The following is a 24,715-nucleotide window of genomic DNA, read 5'->3' on the forward strand; positions in this document are numbered from 1 at the left end:
CCGCGAGTGGGGAGGGGGACATAAGATCATGAATCATTCCATTCAATCCAAACTGGTGCAGCTGAATGAAATACTTTCTCAAAATAACATTGATCATTACTACATTTATGATTATACAAGTCGCCCCAAGCTGGTACTAGCAGGGAGCTTTGACTTTAGCTATTATCACAACATAGAGATTACATTTTACGAGGTCTCGTTTCTTTCCTGTCCGGGCGGTGTATTTTCAATTGAATGCTTTAGACTGGCTAATGACAAGGAATTGGAAATGTTAAAAACCGTCTCTTACGGATTTCATGAGGGGCCTGTGATTTGTATGGAGGATCAAACGTTCGGCACTCGATTTTTTATTGCTGCTGAAAGCTTGGATTACGAGCTCAAGACCGTTTTTTACTATAAACGTGAGAACCTTCAACCTCATGAAAGTGTGGCTGAATGGGTTGAAAAAGATGGAGAAGGTTGAAAAAGGTAGCAACAACAACTTTTAGAGACGTCAAGGCAGGGAGGTTGGTTATTATGTGGAGAATTCATTTTGAGCAACAGTTTGTAAAATGCCCGGAAGCAACTGGTGAACAAATCGGGGATTTTTTGAGCACATGGAACATCAAGCTATCGGAGCAGGAAATTCACGAAATCCAACAAAGACAAGTGAACCCTTTCCCGAAATCGTCTCCATTTTATGATCAATATAAACCGCTAGATCCTGTGGGCTGGCATCTGCCCCAAGAACAATTTCCTGATAGTTACATAGAATTGCTGAAATACTCTAATGGCGGGGAATTTCAAAATGGAGAACGTTATTTTCAATTTTTCAATACCGAGGATTTGAGAGAAATGAACCTCGCCTACGAGCTGCCAGAGTATATGCCCGGTGCCGTGTCGTTTGCGATGGATGGTAGTGGAAATCACTATATGTTTGATATGAGAGAGGAAAAAAGAAACAACGAATACCCCATTCTTTTTGCTCATTCTGGTAGCTTGGGGTATGACGAATGTGAACAGGTTGCCCATTCATTTATAGAGCTGTGTACGGAAAAATGGGAATTATATTGATAGGTGCATGATCCTGCCCAATATATAGCAATAGCGAGAAGTCTATTGAATTGGGGACTTCTCGCTATTGTGCCGTATGCTCACGTCCCTATAGCTGAATTTGAGCTAGTTGTTTGAACAACGAATCGACGGTCTCGGAATTCTTGCACCAAGCTATCTTACATATGTGGTGGCCTGATTGCCAGCGTAATCTTCAAGCACGATCTTTAGCGAGCTGGTACGAGAAGTAGGGGTAAAAGTGAGTTCACTTAATTTTGTTCTTCCCCGGACAATGTAAGGAAACTTTTTTGATACATAAGTTACACCAAATAGTTTGGGCACATCGTTTTCGTATACATATAAATAATGCCAGTCCTTCAAGGTGGGTAGAGCAAGCGTATACGTTGATCCGGTGACCGTCACATTCTCTTTTGCATAAGGCTCTATCATCGTGTCTGCGAGATGCCCGGTATAGGCTACAGGTTCATGATCGCCGGTGACGATACGTAGTGTATAGCGATCACCGTTTGTGGGCAGATCGGTAAACGTAGCCGTTTCAGCGCCATTGTCCGCCATAATGGTTTTATGGAATACGGTGTCCGTATAGTCGGTGATTAAGGTCAATTTAACCGTTCCGTCCGCTTTAGAGGGATTTTTCCACGTTACTGTAGCCTCCCCGTTTTCTTTCGTCTCCACCTTAATATGACTGACGGCAGCATTCAGATCGTAGCTTAATCGAGCCGGTTCGCTTTCCGTTCCATCAGCCCCAACTGCGGTAAGCATTAATTCACAAGATTTATGGTTTAGGGATTTAATATAATAGGTTGAGTCATAAATTCCGCCGATATAGGAACCGTTCTCATACAGATTGTATTGTTTAACTTTGGAGTAATCCTCAAGGTCCCAGGCTACGAGCATTTCGTTCGTATCGGTCAGTGCCTTGGTGATTTTAAATCCTGTCGGCGCGGCTGGTTTCCGGGCAGAACCGTCTGTTATCTTGATTTGGCCGATATTCATCTGATAGTTTTTGATTGTTTTATTCGTATTATCAAAAGATAAACCGAAAGCTGCAATTGTTTTTCCTTGATAGGGACTCAAGTCCAAATTGCGGCTAACCCAGCCCGTGGTTTGTTTACCAGAGTTAGGGATGCTGACTTTTACGACTTGGCCGGGGTTATCCTTGAACATAAGTCCGATGCTCAGTACTGAGCTGTCATCAGAGGAAGGCTTATTGTACGTGATGGACAAGTTTGAATTCTGATTAACCGACAGATCCGTTTTATACAGGCGTAAAAAGTTATCTGAATTCAGCTCTCCATTAACGACAAGGGAGCTGCCGCCCTGATAAGCGCCCACAGGCTGATAGGTAAACCGAGTACCTTTGGTATAATTCGGGCCATAGTCGTAGTCAACCGAGAGCGGTTTACCTTTGGTATCGAGCCACCATTGCCAGGTCACCGGGATATCCTGAATATTAATGTTGGACCATTCCTTCGGATTGGAAACAACTCCATTCACTACATACTGCAAGCCATGGCCGGTATTGAAGCTGGTGTTAAAATGGGAGCCACGGATGACAGAACGTTCGGCGATATATGCCGCGATACCGTCCCAGTTTGCACCTGAAGCTTTTACATCAGACAAATCTACACTTGGGTTTCTTTGTGCACGAACGGGATTCTGATTCGGACCGGACCACCAGACACGGTCGCGGATAAAGGTCATCCATTGATAGGCATTGTCAGCTCTGCGATTGGTGTCCTGCCCGCCAAGCTCTTCATCCACGCATTATGTGTGAAATCGGCTCCCAACGTTGCGATACTGTTCATCGGCTGCCCGTTATCACCAATGTTCAGACGAAGGTCGTATTTTTGCTTCCATCTGCCAAAGTCACCGTTCCCGCCCTCAATCCCGGCAAAAACAGTTTTAAGAGGGTTCAGACCCAATTGCTTGGCATGGTCACGGGAGCTTTTCAGCTTCGCTTTGTCCCACCAATAATTCAGAAAAATAGAATCGGATACCTGTCCGTATTGCTTGTCTTTGACAAAAGGACTATTCACAGCATTAAACTCATTTTGATAAGCGATTTTACCGGTTTCGTTTACGGTGGAGTCGTACCATTGCACATACATGCCCTGATCCCGCAAGTATTTCATAAACTGCTTGTAACGCGGGATGTCCTCCTTAGCTACGCCTTTTGAAGCTTCCTCCTGGTTGATGAAGTAGCCGTCATAGCCATAAAATTTCGCCATTTCGATCAATTTTTTGGCTACTAAAAATTCTCCCTGAGCATCCTGTACGAGCATTTGCTTATACGTTTGCGGTCCACGGTCATTATCCGAGAAAAAGATACAGGCGATGGAGAGAACGCCGTTTTTGTGCGCCGCATTCGTATAACCCGGATTTGGAATGTTCAGAATGCCGAACTCAAACCACTTTTCCGTCCAATCCTTTTGTGGATCGTATAGCTCTTCAGGGACATGGGCGGTAGGCATACCATGCCAGTAGCCGTAATAGTCGGTATACTGCCAGTAATTGAACAAATATTGGCTAAATTTATTGGTATAGGGATAGCTATCGAAAAAAGCGTTACCATAATCGCCGCTGAGTGTAAACATTTGCGTGTCAGGGCTTAAAGCAGACTGAGCCTGTGTGGCTGCAAAGGGGCTGTTTCGTTGTTGCAGTGGGACACGGGCGCGAAGCATATCTCCATAGACATCTTGGGTGGGAGTCCAGTCCAAAATATGTGAGCTGGCGTATCCATGCTGATAAGGCTGATTCGGCCCTTTGGCGCTTTCTCCTTTATACGGGAGGGTATCGCCTGCATACACGGATGGAGAGAGGGTTTGACTGAACAGGACAGAAGTCAAAACCAGAGCAGTCCATTTTAAAGCGAACTTGTGAACCTTGTTACGTTTCATAGCTCATCCCCTAACGAGTATTTATCTCCCTAAAGATAATCAATAAAACGGTTTTTACATAGAGGATAAATTAAAGATATAGCGTTTAAATTAAAGAAAATCGCGTTTTTCATGAATGCGCTTACTTATCTCCTGCGAAGGACATGGTATACTTTATTTACGCATCACGATTCTGGAGGGCTTATACCATGAAAAGGGGTACTAGATACACTGCTTATTTTAAAAACAACATGTTCCTGAGGATACTAGTGTTGTTCTCCTGTATTGCGATTTTGTCCATCATTACAATTGCATATGTCACGTATGTTTCCATTTCGCAATCTATTGTTCGGCGGGAACTGGATACCCAGAAAGTAGCTATGGAAAGTGTTGACCGTTATATCCATCTCCGGCATGAATCCGTCCAGAACATGGTGCGAGATATGTACCGGAATGAGGTTCTCTCAATGAATGTTTCCTTTTTTATGGACCACGCGTATTCCGAATATGTACAGCACCGCATGGACGAAATGTACATGGAGAGTCATGATTACTCAACAGATGTACTCACCTATTTTAAAAATTGGTTGGATGAAAATAGCGATATCAGCAATTTGATTTTGTACAGTGCCGACCAGCAATATCTGTCTACTTTCAATGAGAACAAGCAATTCAAGCAATTCCCGGTGCATGCGGCGCGTTCCTTTGTACCGGATGTGATGGCTGCAGAAAGCAAAAGCGTCTCTACTCCGAATTACTGGATTCGGAAGGCGGTCGATCAGTGGAGCCCTCGTTATATTCGTTACAAGTCCCCATTAACAATAAGCAAACACTCAAAAATACCGGTCAGCTTTTAGTATTTCTAAATTCCAAAAGTATCTCCAATGCACTTGCCAGCTACGGGAACAACCTGAAGGGAGAAATTATCGTTCTGTCCAGCAATGGAACCGTTCTGTTCGATTCAAGGAATAACTATTACGGAAAAACGTACCCTTATGTCGAAGTGACCCGATCATTATATGACGATGTGGATTCCGATGCCGGGATCATTCAGACGAAGAAAAATATGTATATTAACAAGCTGATTTCTCCGGACGAAGGATATGTCGTGATTGGGGCAGTCCCCCATGAGGAAATGGCTCAATCGTACCGGGGCATTCGTAATACGATTTTGACCATCAGTGTCATCTGTATTCTGTTTGCTGTGTTGTTCCCTGCATTCTTCGTCATTAACTTTGCTAAACGAACGAATCGGATTATTAAATTCACTCGTCAAGTAAAAAATGGTGACCTCACAGCTCGCATTCAGGACCTCCGAGAGGACGAGTTGGGACAAATCTCTCGAAGCTTCAACGATATGCTGGACGAACTTAATCTATATATTGAACGGGTGTATAAAGCAGAGATCAAACAAAAGCAAACGGAACTTGTGGCCTTGCAGGCACGTATTCATCCACATTTTTTGTATAACACGCTTGAAGTGATACGTATGAGGGCCATTTCCCAGGGAGCCAAGGATGTAGGAGAAATGATCTATAGCTTATCAGTGTTGTTCAAAAGCCTGGTTCAGCAGAAAAAAATATACACGCTTAAAGATGAATTGGAGGCTTGCAGATTATATCTTGAGTTGTTCAGAATACGCTACAAGGAAAGGTTCAATTACACGATTACGGTCGACCCCGAGTTGTATACCCGCTCTGTCATGAAGCTGATGCTTCAACCCATCATTGAGAATTATATTGTGCATGGTATCCAAAGCGACAGGAATGATAATGTGTTGACCATTGAGGTTCGGGAAACGGGGGAGGCTCTGCTGGTTGAGATCCGTGACAATGGGAAAGGCATTGAAGGAGAGCGTTTGAAAGAGATTTTGGAGGAACTGGAACGCCAGGAGGAAAACGGACAAATGTTTGGACTACGCAGTGTGCACACCCGACTTCGGTTTCTACACGGAGCCGATTACGGGATTGAACTGGAGAGCGGCAGCGGTGAGGGAACGACGATTCGGGTACGATGCCCCAACAGGGAAGGGATGGATGCCGTATATGTATAAAGTATTTATTGTAGACGATGAGCCTTTTATCATTGAGGGATTATACGATATTGTGGATTGGCCCTCTTTTGGGCTAGAAATTGTCGGACATGCGGAAAATGGCTCTTTGGCGCTGGAAGCGCTGGCGTCCAGACCCGTGGACGTACTGATTACGGACATTTCCATGCCAACGATGAATGGTCTCAGGCTGATTTGTGAGGCGAGAAAGCTGCATGCTGACTTGAAGGTGATTATTTTGAGCGGATTTAATGAATTTGATTACTTGAAGGAAGGCATGAAGCTGGGCATCGAAAATTATCTTTTGAAGCCGATTAATGTGGAAGAACTGGAATCCACTTTATGCAATACAACGGAGAAGCTGGATAGGTTCTGGATGGATCAACGATATGAGACGTTCGGGGTGCAGGTGCTTAAGGAAAATACGTTGTATCGTTGGCTGACAGGACAGATTGCGCCTACAGAATTTCAGGAACGTGCTGAATTGATAGGTTTTTCGTTAAATATCCCCTTCATGGCGGTAGCCGTGTTACGGACGGAGGGGGATTCGGTAGGAATGCATCAACAGTTAAGGCAGTACATTCAGCATCAGCCCGATTTAACATTGTTTCTCGATGTTGATGCGGATAGTGTAATCATTGCCGCACTGCCGAATTATGATGAGGGCAGACAGGACTTGATTATGCTGTTGGAGGATTTTTCTGTTCAGTGGTCAACGGACGGGGAAGAAACAGTTTATATCGGGATAGGCAGCGCCGGCTCGCTTGTTGCTGCTCCACGCAGCTATAATGAAGCTAAAAGGTCACTGGAATATTTTGTGCTATATGATGACCGCCGGATCATTGACTATACGTTGCTAGAGGAGGGTGGGGGAAATGCTGGCGAAACTTGTTCCATCGAATGGAAGGATTATGCGAAGCTGATTATAGCAAGAGACCTAGATGCGCTTACCGCACGGATTCAGAGTGATTTTGAGCAAATCCAGCATCTTGAAAGGGTTACCCCGGATGAATTGCGGAATATGGCGCTGGAACTGGTGATCCGGTTCAAGATGGAACTGGAGAGCATCAAGCATTCCAATGAGTCGGAGCGGTTTCAGCAGGGGTTGCACCAGATAAAATGCTGTACGACATGGGCAGAGCTGGTGAGCGCGCTTCAGCATGTGGCGACAGAGACGGTGAATTCACTACTGCAAGATATGAAGAACCCTATTGTAAGCCAGGTGCTGTCCTATATCCATGTTCATTATGCCAAGGAGTTATCATTAAAAATATTAGGTTACCAGTACCACCTTCACCCCGTTTATCTCGGTCAGTTGTTTCATAAGGAAACGGGCGAAACCTTTGCTGAATATATCAATCAATACCGAATTAAAAAAGCCAAGGAGCAGCTTAAAAGCACAAATCTCAAGGTAAACGAAATTGCGCGGAACGTAGGGTATTGGGAGACGGGATATTTTTATAAGCAGTTCAGAAAATATGTGGGCATTTCCCCGACAGATTATAAAGGATTGGGATAAATACCAGGTGTACATGGATTTCTTTAATTTGTACCTTGGTTTATTAAGTTTATCTTCTTTATGAAAGTGCTTACATTAGTTAAGGTTAACGTAGTTGCTTCATCAATGAGGATTTCGCAAAAATCCTGAAACAGAAATGAATGAAACGACAGGGTCAGATTCCATTTCATAAGGGAGGATCATACATGGGTAAAAGCAAAAGAAGCTACTCGTTTGTTCTAGTAATGTGTATGGTTTTGACGCTCATTCTCAGTGCATGTGGAGGAAGCAGCGGTGGCGGGGAAACGACGAATGAGGGAGCGGAAAAGCCGGTAGAGCTGATCTGGTATACCATTGGTACACCTCAAAAAGATGTAGATCGGGTGATGGAAGAGGTTAGCAAGTACACCCAAAAGAAAATCAACGCCACGATCAAAATGAAAATGGTCGATTGGGGCGACTACCCGCAAAAAATGCAGGTGAATGTGGCTTCGGGAGAGCCCATGGATATTGTATTTACGGCTTCCGGTGGTTTTGATTATGTACAAAATGCCAGAAAGGGCGCATTCATGGAGCTGGACGACTTGCTTGACAAGTACGGTCAGGATATTAAAAAGACGATTGATCCTGCGTTTCTGGAAGGCTCCAAGGTGGATGGTCATCATTATGGCATTCCTGCCAACAAGGAGCTTCCACAGCAAGAGGTATGGCGGTTCAATAAAAAATTGCTAACCCAATACAAGCTGGACCTTTCCAATGTCCGCTCGCTGGATAGCCTGGAGCCACTGCTCAAAACGATTAAAGAAAACGAGCCCGGCGTAACGGCATTCGGTATGGACAAAAACTATGTTCCCTATGTTCCATATGACTATATCATTCAAAACCTGCCGATGGCTGTCAAACTGGATACTACGGACTATAAAATCGTAAACATCTTGGAAACACCTGAAATGAAGCAGGCGCTGACGACGATGCATAAGTTTTACAAGGCCGGATATGTATCACCGGAAGCTGCAACTACAGGCTCGACTAATGATTTAACTACGTCCGGAAACTGGTTTCTGGATCGTGCGCAAACTCAACCACTAGCCGATAATCTATGGTCTGCCAGCTACGGCTATCCGGTGATATCGACACCTGCCAGTGATCCAATTGTGACCAATACGTCTGTTCAGGGCTCCATTATGGCAATTTCGGCTAACTCGGCAAACCCTGAAAAGGCGATGCAGTTCCTGAACCTGCTGAATACAGATCCAGTATTACGTAATATGGTTGACTCTGGTATTGAAGGAGTGCATTACAAAAAAACAGATGGCCAATATATCGAAAATCTGGCTGATTCCAAAAACTATGATATGCCTTCGTATTCACTCGGTAACAATATGCTGCTGTATCTGAATCCGAATGATCCTGCTGACAAATGGGAGCAATTCAAGAAGTTCAACTCGGAAGGAAAAAACTCTCCTATCCTGAGCTTCAACTTTGACAGCAGTAAAGTATCCACGGAGATGGCAGCGGTGCAGAACGTCAAAGAGCAATTTTGGGCTTCGCTGATGACAGGCACGCTGGAACCGGAAACGAATCTCCCGAAAGTAATTGAGAAATTCAAGCAGGCTGGGCTGGATAAGGTGATGGCGGAAGCGCAATCCCAGCTTGATGCCTGGAAGGCACAAAACAGCAAATAATCCTTTAGGTTGTGAAATAGAAGCAGATCGGGCGGGTGTAAGTTACGCCCGGTCTTTTTCCAATAGCTATTTTAGCTGATTTTCTCATTACAGATTGGGAGGGGATACCTATGGCCGCATTTTTCAGAAATGTGATTCGAAACAAAGTTATGCTGTTCATGGTGCTGCCTGGCGCTATCTGGTTCTTTTTCTTTTCATATCTGCCGTTGGTTGGTACTGTGGCTGCCTTCAAGCAATATCGTTTTAACAGGGAAGGATTCTGGGCCAGTATTTATACGAGCAAATGGGTGGGCTGGGATAACTTCAAGTTTCTGTTCAATAACAATGATGCCTATGTCATCACACGAAATACCCTTTTGTATAATCTGGTCTTTATTATTCTTGGACTTGTGTTTTCAGTCGCTATGGCTATTCTGCTCTCCGAGCTGATTAATAAACGGTTGGCGAAGCTGTACCAGACAGGCATGTTTCTCCCATATTTTCTATCGTGGGTCATCGTGGGCTACTTTGCCTTCAGCTTTCTGAGCATGGATCGGGGGATGCTGAATCAAATTATCGCAGGGTTTGGCATAGAGCCCATTCAGTGGTATTCAGAGGCTGCATATTGGCCGTATATCTTGATTCTAGTCAGTCTATGGAAGGCAATCGGCTATAACAGTGTCGTATATCTGGCTTCGATTTTGGGTATCGACAAATCCTTGTATGAAGCAGCCATGATAGATGGAGCCAGCAAGTGGCAGCAAATTCGTAATGTGACGATCCCTTTGCTCTCGCCGATCATTATCATTATGACGCTGCTTGCAGTCGGACGGATTTTTTATGCGGATTTTGGTTTGTTCTATCAGGTTCCGAGGGATTCGGGCACCTTATACTCAGTAACGAACGTCATCGACACTTATGTATATCGCGGTTTGAAAACGACAGGCGAAATCGGGATGAGCACGGCGGCAGGTTTGTATCAGTCGGTGGTTGGCTTCGTTCTCGTCATCCTATCCAATTATGTTGTGCGAAAAATAGATAAAGACAGCGCTTTGTTCTAAAAAAGAGGAGAGGGGTGTGGACTATGGCTGCTGGAAAAAAAAGAAAAAAACGAGATTTCCATCATATTTCACGGGGCTGGAATGTTGTTCTGAATGGGATAGCAGGGATGTTCGCGTTCCTATGTGTGTTTCCGTTTTTGTTTGTCGTCATTATTTCCCTAACCGATGAGAAAACGCTGGCGCGGGACGGATATCGTTTGCTCCCGGCTCAATGGAGTCTGGAAGCCTACCGCTTCATATTTCGTACCAGTGATACGCTACTGCGCTCCTATGAGGTGACGATTGCTGTAACGGTCATCGGTACGGTGATCAGTCTCATTCTTATTTCGTTATATGCGTACGCCATTTCACGAAAGAGCTTTCGTTACCGGAGATTCTTTTCCATTTTTGCGATTTTAACCATGCTCTTTAATGGTGGAATGATCCCGACCTATATGGTCGTTTCCCAATTGCTCGGGCTTAAGGATACGATTTGGGCTTTGATTTTGCCGCTTGCCATGAATGCCTTTTATATTATGATCCTGCGCACATTTTATAGCACCAGTGTGCCTGATGCCATTGTCGAATCAGCCAAAATAGATGGGGCAGGCGAGTTTTACACCTTTTTAAAAATCGTGCTTCCACTCTCTCTGCCTGGACTTGCCACCATTGGCTTATTCAGCACGCTTGGTTACTGGAATGACTGGTTTAATGCCCTGTTGTATATTGACAATCCCAATCTGGTGCCGCTTCAGTCTATGTTGATGCGGATTGAATCCAGCATTCAGTTCATCCAGCAAAATTCGCAAAACAGCTCTATGAGTCTGGCTGCACTTCAATCCATTCCGCAGGATACCTCGCGGATGGCGATGGTGGTGCTGGCGACGCTGCCTATTATATTCGCCTATCCTTTTTTTCAGCGTTACTTTGTGCAGGGACTTACGGTTGGGGCTGTGAAGGAATAACAGGGAAGGAGAGACATGAACATGTTGATTTATAAAGACCAAAGCAAACCGATCGAAGAACGGGTAGAGCACTTAATCGGTTTGATGACAATAGAGGAAAAGGTAGGACAGCTTGTGCAGCCCTTTGGCTGGCAAGTGTATGAGCACACAGACGGAGAATTGTCCCTACATCATGATTTCAAGCAGCAGGTACAAAATGGAGGAGTCGGCTCCTTATACGGGGTACTTCGCGCTGATCCGTGGACCGGAGTGACCTTGGAGAATGGCTTATCTGCCAAAGAAGGGGCGGAGGCCGTGAACTTGATCCAACGTTATGCGATAGAGCATTCCCGACTGGGTATCCCGATACTGATCGGTGAGGAATGCTCTCATGGGCATATGGCGATTGACGGCACTGTTTTTCCGGTTCCGCTGTCCATAGGCAGCACATGGAATGTTGATTTGTACCGCGATATGTGCCGTGCGGTTGCGAGTGAAAGCCGCGCTCAGGGCGGGGCTGTCACGTATTCGCCCGTGCTTGATGTTGTGCGTGATCCGCGCTGGGGACGCACGGAGGAATGCTTTGGCGAAGACCCTTATCTCATCGGCGAATTTGCTGTTGCCGCAGTGGAGGGGCTTCAGGGGGAAAGCTTATTCAGCGAACATAGCGTAGCTGCCACACTAAAGCATTTTGCAGGCTATGGCAGCTCGGAAGGCGGACGTAATGCCGGACCTGTGCATATGGGCAGGCGCGAGCTTTTGGAGGTCGATCTGTATCCATTCCAAAAAGCGGTAGAAGCAGGGGCCCAATCTGTTATGCCAGCCTATAACGAAATCGACGGGGTCCCGTGTACAGTGAATACTGAGCTATTGGATGATATTCTTCGTCAGGCGTGGGGATTTGACGGTCTGATCATTACAGATTGTGGCGCAATTGAAATGTTAGCGAGCGGACATGATGTGGCCGAGGATGGATCGGATGCCGCTGTGCAGGCGATTCGCGCAGGAATTGATATGGAAATGTCCGGGGAAATGTTCGGCAGTCATCTGGTCGAGGCGGTTCATGCTGGCAAGTTGGAGACGGGCGTGCTGGATCGGGCGGTTCGCAGGGTGCTCACGTTAAAATTCAGGCTCGGTCTGTTTGACAAACCGTATGTGAATGCAGAACGAGCGGAGCAGGTAATTGGTCAGGCGGAGCATATTCGATTGGCTAGACAGCTTGCGACCGAAGGGATCGTGCTACTTAAAAACGTCAATAGCACGCTTCCCCTGCCGAAAACCTCCAAGCGTATTGCGGTCATCGGCCCGAATGCAGATCAGATCTACAACCAACTGGGCGATTATACGTCACCGCAGCAGAGAACCCGTGTGGTAACTGTACTTGATGGTATCCGTGGCAAGCTGGGCAAGGATCATTCAGGTGTTCTGTATGCACCTGGCTGCCGGATCAAGGGAGAATCCCGGGAAGGCTTTGATAATGCACTGGCATGTGCGGCTGAGGCCGATACCGTGGTGATGGTGGTTGGAGGGTCCAGCGCCCGCGATTTCGGGGAAGGGACGATTGATCTGAAAACCGGCGCATCGAAGGTATCGGATCACGATTGGAACGACATGGAATGCGGCGAAGGCATCGATCGGATGACGTTGGGGCTTGCGGGCGTACAGCTTCAACTCATGCAGGAAGTCTACAGGCTGGGGAAAGAGCATGTCGTCGTTTATATGAACGGGCGACCGATTGCTGAGCCATGGGTGGAGGAGCACGCACATGCCATTGTGGAAGCATGGTATCCCGGTCAGGAGGGAGGGCATGCAATCGCAGATATTTTATTTGGGGATGTGAACCCTTCGGGACGTTTGACTCTTTCCATCCCTAAACATGTGGGGCAGTTGCCGGTATATTACAACGGCAAGCGTTCCCGGGGCAAGCGGTATCTGGAAGACGATGCCGAGCCGCGCTATCCGTTTGGCTATGGTCTTAGCTACACGACGTTTAGCTATGAAAGGCTTACACTAAGCGCTAATTCGATCCGAGCGGGCGAATCCGTTACGGTTACAGTCGATGTAACCAACACGGGCGACCGGGAAGGGGCTGAAGTAGTTCAGTTATATATCTCGGACACGGTGAGTTCGGTGACCCGTCCAATCAGGGAACTTAAGGGCTTTTGCAAGCTTGTATTACAGCCGGGAGAAACACGGACGGTGGTGTTTGTAGTAGGCTCCGACAAGCTGCAATATATAGGGCATGATCTACAGCCAATCGTTGAGACTGGGCGATTTTCTATTCAAGTAGGCAGGCACTCCAAAGATACCCTGTGTGCCGAGCTGATCGTACGGGAGGATGAATAATGGAGCGTATCAAACGCCTGATTCGGGAATTGTCGGAATGCCAATGGCTGGAGAAGCTGGATTTGCGGAGCTGGAACATTACACGCTCCACTTACCTGGCACCAGGTCAATACGAAGGCGCCGAGCCTTTAACGGAAGGACTGGACCTCAAGCGATTCCCCAGCAGTCAGGGGACGACTTATTTTTTTCGAATGCGGCTGAATGTACCAACAGCGTGGTTGAGAGAGCCTTTTGGATTGGTGTTTGAGTCCGGGGGAGAAGGTTTGCTGCGAGTCAATGGTGCTTCCTATCACGGGCTTGATCGCAATCATACCTATGTCACGCTAAATCCAGAGCTCATCGGGTCTTCCCCTGAGCTGGAGATTGAGCTGTTTGATCCGGTACCTGAGCCCGTAGATCCGCTCAATCGGCAGGCTGTCATTCAACCTCCGATTTCTTCTATTACAAGCTATCTTGTACGGCCCAATAAGCCTGTGCAAAGCCTGATGTATACCGTTACCGTTGTTAGCGAAGCTGCTCTACTGCTGCCTGAGGGCGACATCCGTAGCATACGCTTGCTGAAAGCCCTGTATGAGGTGATGGATTGCTTTGCGAATTTGGAGGAAGACGCCATTCGAGCAGGAGGAGCGATCTCAGCCACAGAAAAGGAGCTGATTCGTCAGGTTCAGGAGATCGGCGGAAATGCGCAAGCTTTGGAACACATGGTAGGACAGTCGCACATCGACATTGCTTGGCTGTGGCCGATGCGCGAGACCGTACGGAAAACAAGCCGAACCTTCTCAACGGTGGATGCGCTGATGGATGAATACCCGGCCTATCAATATGCACAGAGCCAGCCGCTGCTGTTCTCTTTTGTAAAGGAAAATGATCCAGAGCTGTATGAACGAGTCAAAGCGAGAGTCGGTGAAGGACGGTGGGAACTGGTCGGGGGGATGTGGGTAGAGCCTGATTTGAACCTGCCCAGTGGCGAATCACTCATCCGCCAAATGCTGTATGGTCAGCGCTTTTACCAACAGGAATTTGGCCAAACCTCTCATATCGAATGGCTGCCGGATACGTTTGGCTACTGTGCGTCCCTGCCGCAGATTTTAAAGCATGGGAAGATAGACTATTTTATGACGACCAAGCTTGGCTGGAATGATACGAATGTGTTTCCTTATGATTTGTTCCACTGGGTGGGCATCGATGGGACTTCGATGTTGTCCTACCTCAATCATGGCGTGAATGAAAATACACGGCCACAGGACATTCGTGACCACTGGCAGTCCTATCGTGAAAAATCGGCTCATCCTGAGCACATGTTGCTCTATGGACATGGAGACGGCGGGGGCGGAGTTACGCGTGAAATGCTGGAATATATAGAGCGTTCTTCGCTAATGGTGGGATTGCCTGCGAGTCAGTTCAGCACGGCGGGACAGTTTTTCGCAGGCATAGATCAGGCACATCCGAAGTTTCCCAAATGGCATGGTGATTTGTACCTTGAGTTGCACCGAGGAACCTACACGACCCACGCCCGCAACAAACGCAATAACCGGAAAGCGGAGGGAGTCTACCGCGAGGCAGAACTGTGGAGCACGCTGGCATTACCACAGCTGGAGCCGGAGCAGGTGGAGGATATCTGTTCGGCATTGCATGAGGGCTGGAAGCTGATTTTGTTGAATCAGTTCCACGATATTATCCCTGGCTCGGCGATTACCGAGGTGTACGGCACTTCGGATAAGGAGTATCAGCAAATTTTCGAATGGGGACATGTCGGGCTTCAACAGGGGATTACGACGCTGGCGGCTCAAGTGAACACGGAAGGATCGAGAACAGGAACACCGTACCTGGTGTTTAACAGCCTGGGCTGGAGCCGTAATGCTGTGATTCATATTGCTACGGAATCGGCACAGGGATGGTATGCCTATCACTACGCTAATGATGAAGCCGAGCGGCTGGACACCGATGTGGAGGAAGGCGGCATTTCAGTGCGTATTCCGGATATTCCTGCGCTGGGCTACAAAACGATTTGGTTGGAGCGAGAACAGGCTCAAGCAGGTGAGAAGCCCGGGATCGCTATGATATCCGGACCGCTGGGGGACATCTGGGAGACGGCATTTTATAAGGTGCAATTTAACGAGCGGGGCGAAATGATTCGCCTGCTGGATAAAGCGGCAAACCGTGAAATTTTGAAGCAAGGGGAACGGGCAAACCGTTTTTATTTTTTCCATGACCGTCCGACGCTGTGGGATGCCTGGGATTTGGATGACCGCTATGAGGAACAGGTAGCAGGAGAAGCCGAGTTGCTGGAAAAACAAGTAGTGCTTCAGGGAAAAACGAAGGATGTGCTGCGCTTCCGATGGCGAATCCATCAATCTGAAATGACACAGGATGTAATCTTTTATCATCATGAGCGGCGAATTGATTTCAAGACGCATGTGAGCTGGAATGAAGCGCACAAGCTGCTAAAGGTAGGCTTTCCTATAGATGTGGTTACGGACAAGGCGACTTATGAAATTCCGTTCGGTGCCTTGGAACGGCCGACCCATCGGAATACGAGCTGGGAGCAGGCGCAGTACGAAGTATGTGGACACCGATTTGCGGATATTTCCGAGCACGGGTATGGCGTGAGTCTGCTCAATGATTGCAAATATGGCTACGACATTCAAGACAGTACCATCCGTCTGTCTCTGCTACGAGCACCCAAATGGCCGGATAAAGATGCCGATCTGGGCGAGCACGATTTTACGTATTCGCTTTATCCGCATGTTGGAGATTGGCGCAGCGCCCATACTTTGCGTCATGCGGCTGAGCTGAATCAAGATATGCCTGTTGTGCAGCAGCAAAAGCACAATAGCGGAGTGCTGCCGAGCAGTGGATCGTTCATTAACTTTGATAGCCGTCACGTTGTGCTGGATACGATCAAGTCGGCCGAAGATGGGCTGGGGACGATTCTTCGTTTGTATGAATCTTCTGGGGGACGGGAAACGATCAAGCTGACCTGGCCTTACACGTTCAAAGCAGCCTACGTGTCGAATGCGCTAGAGGAACCCCTGCAGCCGCTTGAGCTGGAAGGCAGCTGTCTCACATTGTCTTTTACACCTTATGAAATTAAAACGATACGTTTGCAATAGATATGCAGAATTGGAATGACTATAAGCGCACGGGTGTTTGCCGACAGATAAAGGAGCGAAAAAGCTATTGGAACAATTCAGACTTCCCAAAATACCAATGCCCGACCTTGATTTGCCGCAGGCTGTTCAGGACGTACTCAAGGAAGCAGAGCAAGCACTGGCTCACAGGCCGAAGCTGCTGAAGCTGTTTAAAAACTGTTTTCCAAATTCACTGGAGACGACGACCAAGCTAATGGATGATGGGACAACGTTTCTCATTACAGGGGATATTCCAGCTCTTTGGTTGCGGGATTCTGTAGAGCAGGTCATTCATTATGTGCCGTTAGCCAGGGAGGATGCTGATTTACAGCGCATCATTGGGGGGCTGATCAAGCGCCATATTCATTATGTCCTCATAGACCCGTATGCGAATGCGTTCAATGAGACAGCGAATGACTGGCACTGGAATGCGACCGATGAGACGGAGATGTCACCATGGGTGTGGGAACGAAAATTTGAAATCGACTCGCTGTGCTTTGTCATTCGGCTAGCTTATATGTACTGGAAGGAAACGGAGCTTACCGATATTTTTGATTCAAAATTCAAGACGGCTCTGCGCAAAATAGTGGATGTGTTCAAAACGGAGCAGCGTCACCAAGAGCAATCTGCGTATCGGTTTACGCGTAATAACGGCATTCCCACAGATTCCTTGCGCAATCAGGGACTCGGTATGCCTGTAAATTATACGGGGATGATTTGGTCGGGCTTCCGTTCCAGTGATGATGCTTGCGATTTTCACTACAATATACCCGGCAATATGTTTGCAGTGGTTGCTTTGCGGCAGATGCAGGAGTTTGCGGAGTGGGTATTCCGTGATATGGACTTTCTGAACGAGCTGAAGGAGCTGGAGGCTGAGGTGGAGCACGGTATCCGCTTGTACGGCATTTACCGCCATCCGGTATTTGGGCCTATATATGCTTATGAAACGGACGGATTTGGCAACTACTGCCTGATGGATGACGCGGGTACGCCGGGATTGATGTCCATTCCGTATTTGGGCTATACGACGGCGGACGATCCTATCTATCAAAATACGAGACGCTTCGCTTTAAGTCAGGAGAATCCGTTTTACTTTGAAGGCAAGGCGGCTAAAGGGATCGGAAGTCCGCACACGCTGCCGGGTTACATCTGGCATATGTCCCTGTCAATGCAAGGGCTGACGGCCCAGACCGCAGAAGAAAAGCTGGAGATAATCCAGATGCTGGAAGAGACAGATGGGGACACCGGCTATATGCACGAGGGCTTTCATGCCGATGATCCTACAGTTTACACGAGAAAATGGTTCGCCTGGTCCAACAGTCTGTTTGCCCAGCTTGTGTATAAGGCCATGAAGGATGGCTTGTTATGAATGAATCCACAGTAAGCCCATCCATCGTTGTTTTTAGTGAGCAAGGCTTTCCCGCTATAGGGAGCCTGTTGCCAGATGAGGCATTTCAGGGAGTTGCAGAGGTGGTGGTCGTAGGAGCCGATGAACTGGCTGAAACGCTAAAGCATATGGACAACGGTTGCTTTGTCAATCTGCATGCGCCGTATTTCCCCAAGTCTGCCTGGACCGAAATCGTGGCATTTCTCCACAGGGGAGGGGGGCTGCTTAACGTCGGGGGAGCACCCTTTAAGATTCCGGTCCGCAATCCTGCTGATGAGCATGGAGATTGGTGGATTGAGACTGAGCAGACTGCATATCATCAGGAGCTGCAAATTCATGAGGTGCTGCGAGTGGATGCGTCGAAGGTAGCTTCCCTGGTCGCATCAGAGGATATTCCTGTACTGTATGGTCAGGAGTCGCTGTTTGAGGTGACAGATACGTGTAATCTCGTTCCACATACGACCAAAAGCAGCGATCTGCCACACCAGATGGGCTCTGCAGGGCCGATGAATACGCAAATTTATCCTTTGCTTAAGGGAGTAAGTAAGGACGGTCGGGATATTGCTGCCCCGGTCGTGCTGTGGGAACATGCCCGGGGTCTGTTTGCCGGCGCACGTTGGATGTTTATCCATGTGCCGTTGAGAGCTTCCTTTTGGGAACAGGATGGTGAGCAGTTGCTTGCCCAATGGGCACGTTTTTGCGCCAAGGGGATGACGGAGCTATCTATCAAGCCGAACTATGCTGCTTATGAGTCCGGGGAACGAGCCATATTGACACTTCAAACCCAGAGTTTGCAGCGAGAAGGAGCCACGCCCAGAAATCACGAGATATGGAGCTTTGACCTGACGGTGGAGCAAATATTGGATGAGTACAGTCAGCAGGTATGGAGCAATCGCTTGCAGATTGAGGTTAGCAAAGAACAGAACTTTGTACGTATTCCCCTTGGTTTTTCCATTCTAAGCGGTTTATATCGGGTCATTTGCCGAGCTGAATCATCGGATGGTGAAGTGCGTATATTGCGACAGGGTTTTTGGGGGCAGGATGCCGAACTGCTGGCTGAAGGACACGTCATCATGCGCAGTCGGGATTATTTTATAAAAGACGGGCGTCCGTTGCCTGTTGTTGGTATGACCTATATGACCTCAGATGTGGCACGGAAATTTTTGTTTTTGCCCAATGCAGCAATTTGGGATCGGGATATGGCCCAGATGGCCAAAGCGGGCATCAACTGGATTCGTACAGGGGTATGGACGGCTTATCGCAACATGATGCAGATAGACGGGCACGCCTCGGAAGAGGTACTTCGCGCGATTGATGCTTTTCTGCTGACAGCCAAAAGGCATGGCTTGCAGGTGACGTTCACGTTCTTTTCTTTTACGCCGGAAACATGGGAAGGGGTTAACCCTTATCTTGATCCGCAAAGCGTGGAAGCACAAAAGCGATTCATTCGCAGTATTGTCAGTCGTCACACGGCTACAACCCATGTGGATTGGGATCTAATTAACGAGCCTTCGATGTTTGATCCGTCGCGTATTTTCGCAGACGGTCCACGCTCTGCGAGGGACTCATGGGAACAGGCGGCGTTTAGTACATGGCTGGAGCAACGCCATGGCAGCATTGAGGCTTTGCAGGAAGCCTGGAATATGACGCCACAGCAGCTTTCCTGTTTTGCTTCTGCCACAATCCCCGAGCCGGAGGAGATCAACTTCGGCGTTCAGGATATGCATCAGGCCAAAAAGGGAGCCAAATGGCTGGATTACTGTCTATTTTCGATGGAAATGCACAATCTGTGGGCCGAGCAATTGGCGACTACGATTCGGGAGCTTTGTCCCGGACATTTGGTAACTGTAGGTCAGGACGAGGCACTGGGCGCGCAACGGCCATCTCCGTTTTTTTATGAGGCTGTGGTGGATTATACGACGGTGCATTCATGGTGGCTGAATGATCATTTGGTGTGGGACGGTATTTTTGCCAAAACACCAGACAAACCGAATCTCGTGCAGGAAACCGGAATCATGTATGTTGAGACGCCGGATGGTCGAGCCAAGCGTTCGGAGGAGGAGCTGCGCGACATGCTGGAGCGCAAGTATGCGTATGCCTTTTCGACTGGCGGAGCGGGTGCGATTCATTGGATCTGGAATACGAACTTTTATATGGATAATGCCAATGAATCGCACATCGGTGCGTTACGTGCGGATGGGACCGAGAAGCCAGAAGCAGAGGTATCTTACGATTTTGGGCGTTTTATGAATGATATTCGCGATCTGTTTACAGACCGGAAGCTGGAGGAAACGGCTGTTGTATTCCCGTATTCCAATGATTTCTCTAACCGGTCACTTGCCTTTGCTGCCACGACACGGCTTACCCGGGTGATGTCCTATAATCTCAAGCAGCCGTTCCGTGCCGTCTCCGAGTATCATCTGGACTCGCTCAAGCGGCAGTTACCGAAACTGATTATGATCCCCAGCGCGCACAATTTCGATAGTACATCGTTGGAGCATCTTCTGGAAATGGTGCGAGTCTTCGGTGTGACGCTACTAGTCACCGGACCACTGGGGCTTGATCCTTACTGGAAAATGACCGAACGGGTTGATGCCATTATTGGTCAGCGTACGCTGGGGAACGTCCAACGGGAGGAAGTACTGAGTCTGGAGGGTCAAACCTACTCTGTCTCATTCGGTCAGCGGCGAATTGCTGAGGTCGCTAAAGAGGAACTACTATCACCGGAAGCGGATGGAGCGATGGGTGATGAAGTCGTGAATCTGCCGCTTGGCAGGGGGCGCTTGATCTGGAGTCCGCTTCCACTGGAGTTGAATGGCAGAGATGAGCCGATTGCCGAATTGTATCGTTACGCCTTCGCTGCTGCCGGGGTGGAGCGAGAGCTGGAATGGATAGACGGTGGCGATCAGCCGGGGCTATATGGACGTAAGCTGAATTTCAAGAATGGGGGCCTATATATTTTCGTATCGGAGTTTTCCCGGGATACCCAAGTGCGTGTTCGGGATAAGGAGACTGGATTATCCTACGCTTTTCTGTTGCCAAGGAGCCGCTCTATCTTGTTTGCTGTGGGTCGAGAAGGTCAGTTGCTAGCAGTATATCGTCCCGAGGACGTGACGATTGAAGTGATACAGTGAACAATGGCAGGTCAAGACATACGGTGAGGAGATATGCGATGAGCGAGCAAAGGGATGAATCAATCAACAATCAAGCGATAAGCAGGGAAGTAGACACATACACGGGCAGCAAGACGACAGCACATATTATTTCGCATACCCACTGGGATCGGGAGTGGTATTTGCCTTATGAGAAGCACCATATGCGCCTGATTAGCCTGATGGATTCTCTGCTGGATAAGCTGGAGCAGGACCCGGATTATAAAAGCTTTTATCTGGACGGGCAGACGATCATTCTGGAGGATTATCTACAGGTTCGGCCCGAGCATAAGGAACGTTTGGAGCAGCTTATTCGCAATGGTCGTATTTTTATCGGACCCTGGTACATTTTGCAAGATGCTTTTCTGACCAGCGGCGAAGCCAATGTACGCAATATGCAGATTGGTCACCGCGATGCCGAACGTTACGGCAGTCCGTCCAAGATCGGATACTTCCCCGATACGTTTGGCCTGGTTGGGCAGACTCCGCAGTTCATGCAGCAGTCGGGAATTACGAATGTTTTCTTTGGAAGGGGAGTAAAGCCGACAGGGTTTAACAATACGGTGTCGGATAGAGGCTACGAGTCCTCCTTTTCGGAACTGTTATGGACGGGGCCAGACGGATCGGAGGTACTCGGTATTTTATTTGCCAACTGGTATTCCAACGGCAATGAGGTTCCTGTAGATGAGGCGGAAGCCAAAATGTATTGGAAGCGTAAACTGGATGATGCGCAAAAATATGCTTCAACTGGCGAGCTGCTGTTCATGAACGGTTGCGATCATCAGCCTTTACAGCTTGATTTACCGGAAGCAATCCGTACGGCACAGAAGCTTTATCCGGATATCGAGTTTGTTCATTCCAATTTCAATGATTATCTGATTTCTCTGAAACGGACTTCCCAAAGGCAACTCTCGTCAGTGAAGGGAGAGCTTCGCAGTCAGCGCACGGACGGCTGGGGAACGCTGGTGAATACGGCTTCTGCTCGGGTGTATTTGAAACAAATGAACCAGTTGGGACAAGTGATGCTGGAAAAAGTGGCAGAGCCGCTTGCGACCGTCGCGCATCTGCTGGGGCAGGCTTATCCTCACCATTTGTTCACCTATGCCTGGAAAACACTGATGCAGAACCATCCGCATGACAGTATTTGCGGCTGTAGTGTGGACGAGGTGCACCGTGAGATGGTGACCCGGTTCGATAAGAGCCGTCATGTAGCCGAGAGCATTGTGGATGAAAGCATTGAGGTCATTGCGCAAGCCGTGGATACGACGGGCTTCAGTCGCTTTGGAGAAGATGCATTGCCACTCGCGATTTTTAATACGTCAGGCTGGGAGCGCAGTGGTATAGTGTCGGCAGAACTGGAAGTGGTGCGTCTGTACTTCCGTGAAGGATACACGCTTGAAGAGGCCGCCCATCGAGCGAAAACAGTGGATCTTTCCGGGCGTATACTGGTGGACAGTGAAGGGAGTCCGGTGGCATGCAAGATGGAGGACCTCGGGCTCCAGTTCGGTTATGATTTGCCGGATGACCGATTCCGCCAGCCTTACATGTCTCGTCGGGTTCGCCTTACCTTTGAGGTTGAACGTGTGCCCCTGCTAGGCTTAAAAACCTATGCTTGGCTGAGAAGTAGTGTCGAGACGGACTCCTCTTCCCTTTTTCATGGCAGTCGCAGTATGGAAAATGATCTGCTTCACGTCGAAATTGCGGATAATGGCTCTTTTACCCTGACAGATAAGCGTACAGCCCGTAGCTACAAAGACCTTGGCGTATATGAAAATGTGGGTGATATCGGCAACGAGTATATGTTCAGACAGCCCGAGGGAGAGCAGGCACTGACTACCAAAGATTTGATCGCTGACATTCGTGTGCTTGAAGATACACCTTTTCTGGCATCCATCGAGATTATCCATCATTGGGAAATCCCGGCCTCTGCGGATGAAACGCTGGAGCAGGAGCAGCGAGAACTGGTTTATTATCCGTACCGCAAGGCTCAGCGCTCCTGGCAGACCGTTCCGCTGACGATACGGACCGTCATTTCTTTATCTAGGAACAGCAGAGTGGTTTCCATGGAAACCACCTTTAACAACCAGGCCAAGGATCACCGTCTTCGTGCTCTGTTTCCGACAGATATAGTTTCTGGTGAGCATCGGGTGGACTCGATGTTTGAAATTGCAATCCGGGACAATGAACCTGCACCTGAGTGGGAAAACCCAAGCAACACACAGCATCAGCAGGCGTTTGTGGATGTAAGCGGGGAACAGGCGGGTCTAACCGTAGCCAATCTCGGGTTGAATGAATATGAAATCATGCGTGATGGTCGTAACACGATTGCAATAACGCTGCTTCGCTCAGTTGGCGAGCTGGGGGATTGGGGATGGTTCCCGACGCCGGAAGCGCAGTGCCCAGGTGAGCGCACCGCTCGTCTGGAAATCATTCCACATGATGGCGACGGTATTCAGTCCGGCGCGTATACAGAAGCCTATCAATACCAAATTCCTTGGATTGTAAAACAAACGGGGATTCATACGGGTACAGTTGCTTCAGATTATGCGCCGTTTGATTGGCAAAGCACGGAGCTTGCCTTTTCCTCTATGAAAATGAATGAGCTGTCGGGGGATGTGCTGCTACGCTGGTACAATATGAGCAATAGTATAGCCGAATTAATTATCAAGCCCGGGCCGCACCAGTGCGATTTTTATAAAAGTAATATCCTCGAAGAACCAGGAGAAGACATCGTAGTGGATTCTTCTAATGAGTTGCTTCAGTCTGTAAAGCTGCATGAAATTATCACACTGGGTTTTAAATTGAAGACCTAACAATAAAGTAAAGAAGGCCATAGCAAATTAACAAGCCCCGATGGAATAGCTTATCATCGGGGCTTGTTATCGTTTGCTAAAAGTAAATAGTAGCTAGGTTTACGGATTCAATCCGCGTTGCTTTTTTGACACAAGGCTCTCCTGACATGCTATTCATTTGCATTCATCATCTCAAGTAACACTTGATATACCACCGGTAAGGTGGTAAAACCGTCACTTTGCAAAAAGTGCCCCCCATGATCTACTTCGTGAAAATCAGCCTGCATATCTTCCGCTAGTTTCTTACTAAGTGCAAAGGGGACAATCGTATCGTCCTTTGAAGCTATAGCTGCACGTGCCTTTAGTGAATCTATAATTTGCTGATCATCCAAATGGTCAATTGTAAACTCATCTAATGATGGTAGGCTTGGCACTGGGTCAGTAAAACCGGAAACGAACACGGCGCCCCCCAGCGGTTCCGAGATATTTACTTGCTGCAGGTACCTTAATATGGATACACATCCCAAGCTATGACCAATAAAATAGGTGTCTTTATGTAGAACTTTAATATTTTGCAATAGATACTCAATCCACTCATTAAGCTTGGGCGCTTGCGAGTTGGGCATTTCTAGTATATCTACCGAAACCCCATCTTCCTGTAATTTGTCTTGTAACCAAGGAAACCAATGATCTGCTGGCGAAGCGGTGTATCCATGGATTATATATACTTGCTTTTGATTTTGTATGTTTGTCACAATACGTTCTCTCCCATCATCCAG

Annotated in this window: 14 protein-coding genes and 1 pseudogene; 12 read left to right on the forward strand and 3 right to left on the reverse strand. The window is 47.9% G+C overall.

The features are described 5' to 3' along the window. The first annotated feature begins 28 nt into the window (after positions 1–28). The gene (locus G7035_RS16000) at positions 29–463 is read left to right on the forward strand and encodes a hypothetical protein (protein WP_019688168.1); all 435 of its coding nucleotides are present in this window, start codon (positions 29–31) and stop codon (positions 461–463) included. A gap of 53 nt (positions 464–516) precedes the next feature. Continuing rightward, entirely contained in the window at positions 517–1,053 is a 537-nt protein-coding gene (locus tag G7035_RS16005; RefSeq protein ID WP_019688167.1) for an SMI1/KNR4 family protein, read from the forward strand. A gap of 153 nt (positions 1,054–1,206) precedes the next feature. Here the strand turns inward: G7035_RS16005 and G7035_RS16010 are convergent, their stop codons facing one another. Together G7035_RS16010 and G7035_RS27690 are read right to left on the reverse strand one after the other, a co-directional pair. Further along, on the reverse strand, positions 1,207–2,817 hold the full coding sequence (locus G7035_RS16010; protein WP_256620795.1) for an endo-beta-N-acetylglucosaminidase: 1,611 nt from the start codon (positions 2,815–2,817) through the stop codon (positions 1,207–1,209). Beyond that, a complete protein-coding gene (locus tag G7035_RS27690) occupies positions 2,754–3,953 on the reverse strand; it encodes an endo-beta-N-acetylglucosaminidase (RefSeq protein WP_256620794.1) in 1,200 nt (399 codons plus the stop codon). Before G7035_RS27690 ends, G7035_RS16010 begins: the two co-directional genes overlap by 64 nt. Positions 3,954–4,141: 188 nt before the next feature. On the opposite strand from G7035_RS27690, the pseudogene G7035_RS16015 reads away from it, so the two are divergent. The 10 genes and pseudogenes from G7035_RS16015 to G7035_RS16060 all read left to right on the forward strand — a co-directional run bounded on the left by G7035_RS16015 (position 4,142) and on the right by G7035_RS16060 (position 23,957). Continuing rightward, positions 4,142–5,985 (forward strand): annotated as a pseudogene (locus tag G7035_RS16015) (sensor histidine kinase). Next, positions 5,978–7,501, forward strand: coding sequence for a response regulator transcription factor (locus G7035_RS16020; protein ID WP_029515151.1), 1,524 nt, complete (start codon positions 5,978–5,980; stop codon positions 7,499–7,501). The pseudogene G7035_RS16015 and the gene G7035_RS16020 overlap by 8 nt, the downstream one beginning before the upstream one ends. 185 nt (positions 7,502–7,686) lie before the next feature. Further along, a complete protein-coding gene (locus tag G7035_RS16025; RefSeq protein WP_019688164.1) occupies positions 7,687–9,165 on the forward strand; it encodes an ABC transporter substrate-binding protein in 1,479 nt (492 codons plus the stop codon). A 110-nt stretch (positions 9,166–9,275) separates the two neighbouring features. Continuing rightward, positions 9,276–10,205, forward strand: coding sequence for an ABC transporter permease (locus tag G7035_RS16030; RefSeq protein ID WP_017428298.1), 930 nt, complete (start codon positions 9,276–9,278; stop codon positions 10,203–10,205). 23 nt (positions 10,206–10,228) lie between these two features. Continuing rightward, positions 10,229–11,149, forward strand: coding sequence for a carbohydrate ABC transporter permease (locus G7035_RS16035; protein ID WP_019688163.1), 921 nt, complete (start codon positions 10,229–10,231; stop codon positions 11,147–11,149). 21 nt (positions 11,150–11,170) lie between these two features. Then, on the forward strand, positions 11,171–13,474 hold the full coding sequence (locus G7035_RS16040; RefSeq protein ID WP_019688162.1) for a glycoside hydrolase family 3 N-terminal domain-containing protein: 2,304 nt from the start codon (positions 11,171–11,173) through the stop codon (positions 13,472–13,474). Further along, a complete protein-coding gene (locus G7035_RS16045; RefSeq protein WP_019688161.1) occupies positions 13,474–16,587 on the forward strand; it encodes an alpha-mannosidase in 3,114 nt (1,037 codons plus the stop codon). The genes G7035_RS16040 and G7035_RS16045 overlap by 1 nt, the downstream gene beginning before the upstream one ends. 67 nt (positions 16,588–16,654) lie before the next feature. Beyond that, positions 16,655–17,974: a glycoside hydrolase family 125 protein gene (locus G7035_RS16050; RefSeq protein ID WP_019688160.1), complete on the forward strand. Its 1,320-nt coding sequence runs from the start codon at positions 16,655–16,657 to the stop codon at positions 17,972–17,974. After that, positions 17,971–21,126: a beta-galactosidase gene (locus G7035_RS16055; protein WP_019688159.1), complete on the forward strand. Its 3,156-nt coding sequence runs from the start codon at positions 17,971–17,973 to the stop codon at positions 21,124–21,126. Before G7035_RS16050 ends, G7035_RS16055 begins: the two co-directional genes overlap by 4 nt. 38 nt (positions 21,127–21,164) lie before the next feature. Further along, the gene (locus tag G7035_RS16060; RefSeq protein WP_019688158.1) at positions 21,165–23,957 is read left to right on the forward strand and encodes an alpha-mannosidase; all 2,793 of its coding nucleotides are present in this window, start codon (positions 21,165–21,167) and stop codon (positions 23,955–23,957) included. Positions 23,958–24,106: 149 nt separating this feature from the next. Here the strand turns inward: G7035_RS16060 and G7035_RS16065 are convergent, their stop codons facing one another. Further along, on the reverse strand, positions 24,107–24,691 hold the full coding sequence (locus G7035_RS16065; protein WP_019688157.1) for an RBBP9/YdeN family alpha/beta hydrolase: 585 nt from the start codon (positions 24,689–24,691) through the stop codon (positions 24,107–24,109). Positions 24,692–24,715 lie beyond the last annotated feature (24 nt).

The sequence above is a fragment of the Paenibacillus polymyxa genome (assembly GCF_015710975.1).
Classification (GTDB): Bacteria; Bacillota; Bacilli; order Paenibacillales; family Paenibacillaceae; genus Paenibacillus; species Paenibacillus polymyxa.

Coding starts and splice junctions, on each gene's coding strand:
- G7035_RS16020 (WP_029515151.1), top strand. CDS start 5,978: ATGTATAAAGTATTTATTGTAGACGATGAGCCTTTTATCATTGAGGGA.
- G7035_RS16045 (WP_019688161.1), top strand. CDS start 13,474: ATGGAGCGTATCAAACGCCTGATTCGGGAATTGTCGGAATGCCAATGG.
- G7035_RS16035 (WP_019688163.1), top strand. CDS start 10,229: ATGGCTGCTGGAAAAAAAAGAAAAAAACGAGATTTCCATCATATTTCA.
- G7035_RS16000 (WP_019688168.1), top strand. CDS start 29: ATGAATCATTCCATTCAATCCAAACTGGTGCAGCTGAATGAAATACTT.
- G7035_RS16005 (WP_019688167.1), top strand. CDS start 517: ATGTGGAGAATTCATTTTGAGCAACAGTTTGTAAAATGCCCGGAAGCA.
- G7035_RS16030 (WP_017428298.1), top strand. CDS start 9,276: ATGGCCGCATTTTTCAGAAATGTGATTCGAAACAAAGTTATGCTGTTC.
- G7035_RS16040 (WP_019688162.1), top strand. CDS start 11,171: ATGTTGATTTATAAAGACCAAAGCAAACCGATCGAAGAACGGGTAGAG.
- G7035_RS16025 (WP_019688164.1), top strand. CDS start 7,687: ATGGGTAAAAGCAAAAGAAGCTACTCGTTTGTTCTAGTAATGTGTATG.
- G7035_RS16060 (WP_019688158.1), top strand. CDS start 21,165: ATGAGCGAGCAAAGGGATGAATCAATCAACAATCAAGCGATAAGCAGG.
- G7035_RS27690 (WP_256620794.1), bottom strand. CDS start 3,953: ATGAAACGTAACAAGGTTCACAAGTTCGCTTTAAAATGGACTGCTCTG.
- G7035_RS16055 (WP_019688159.1), top strand. CDS start 17,971: ATGAATGAATCCACAGTAAGCCCATCCATCGTTGTTTTTAGTGAGCAA.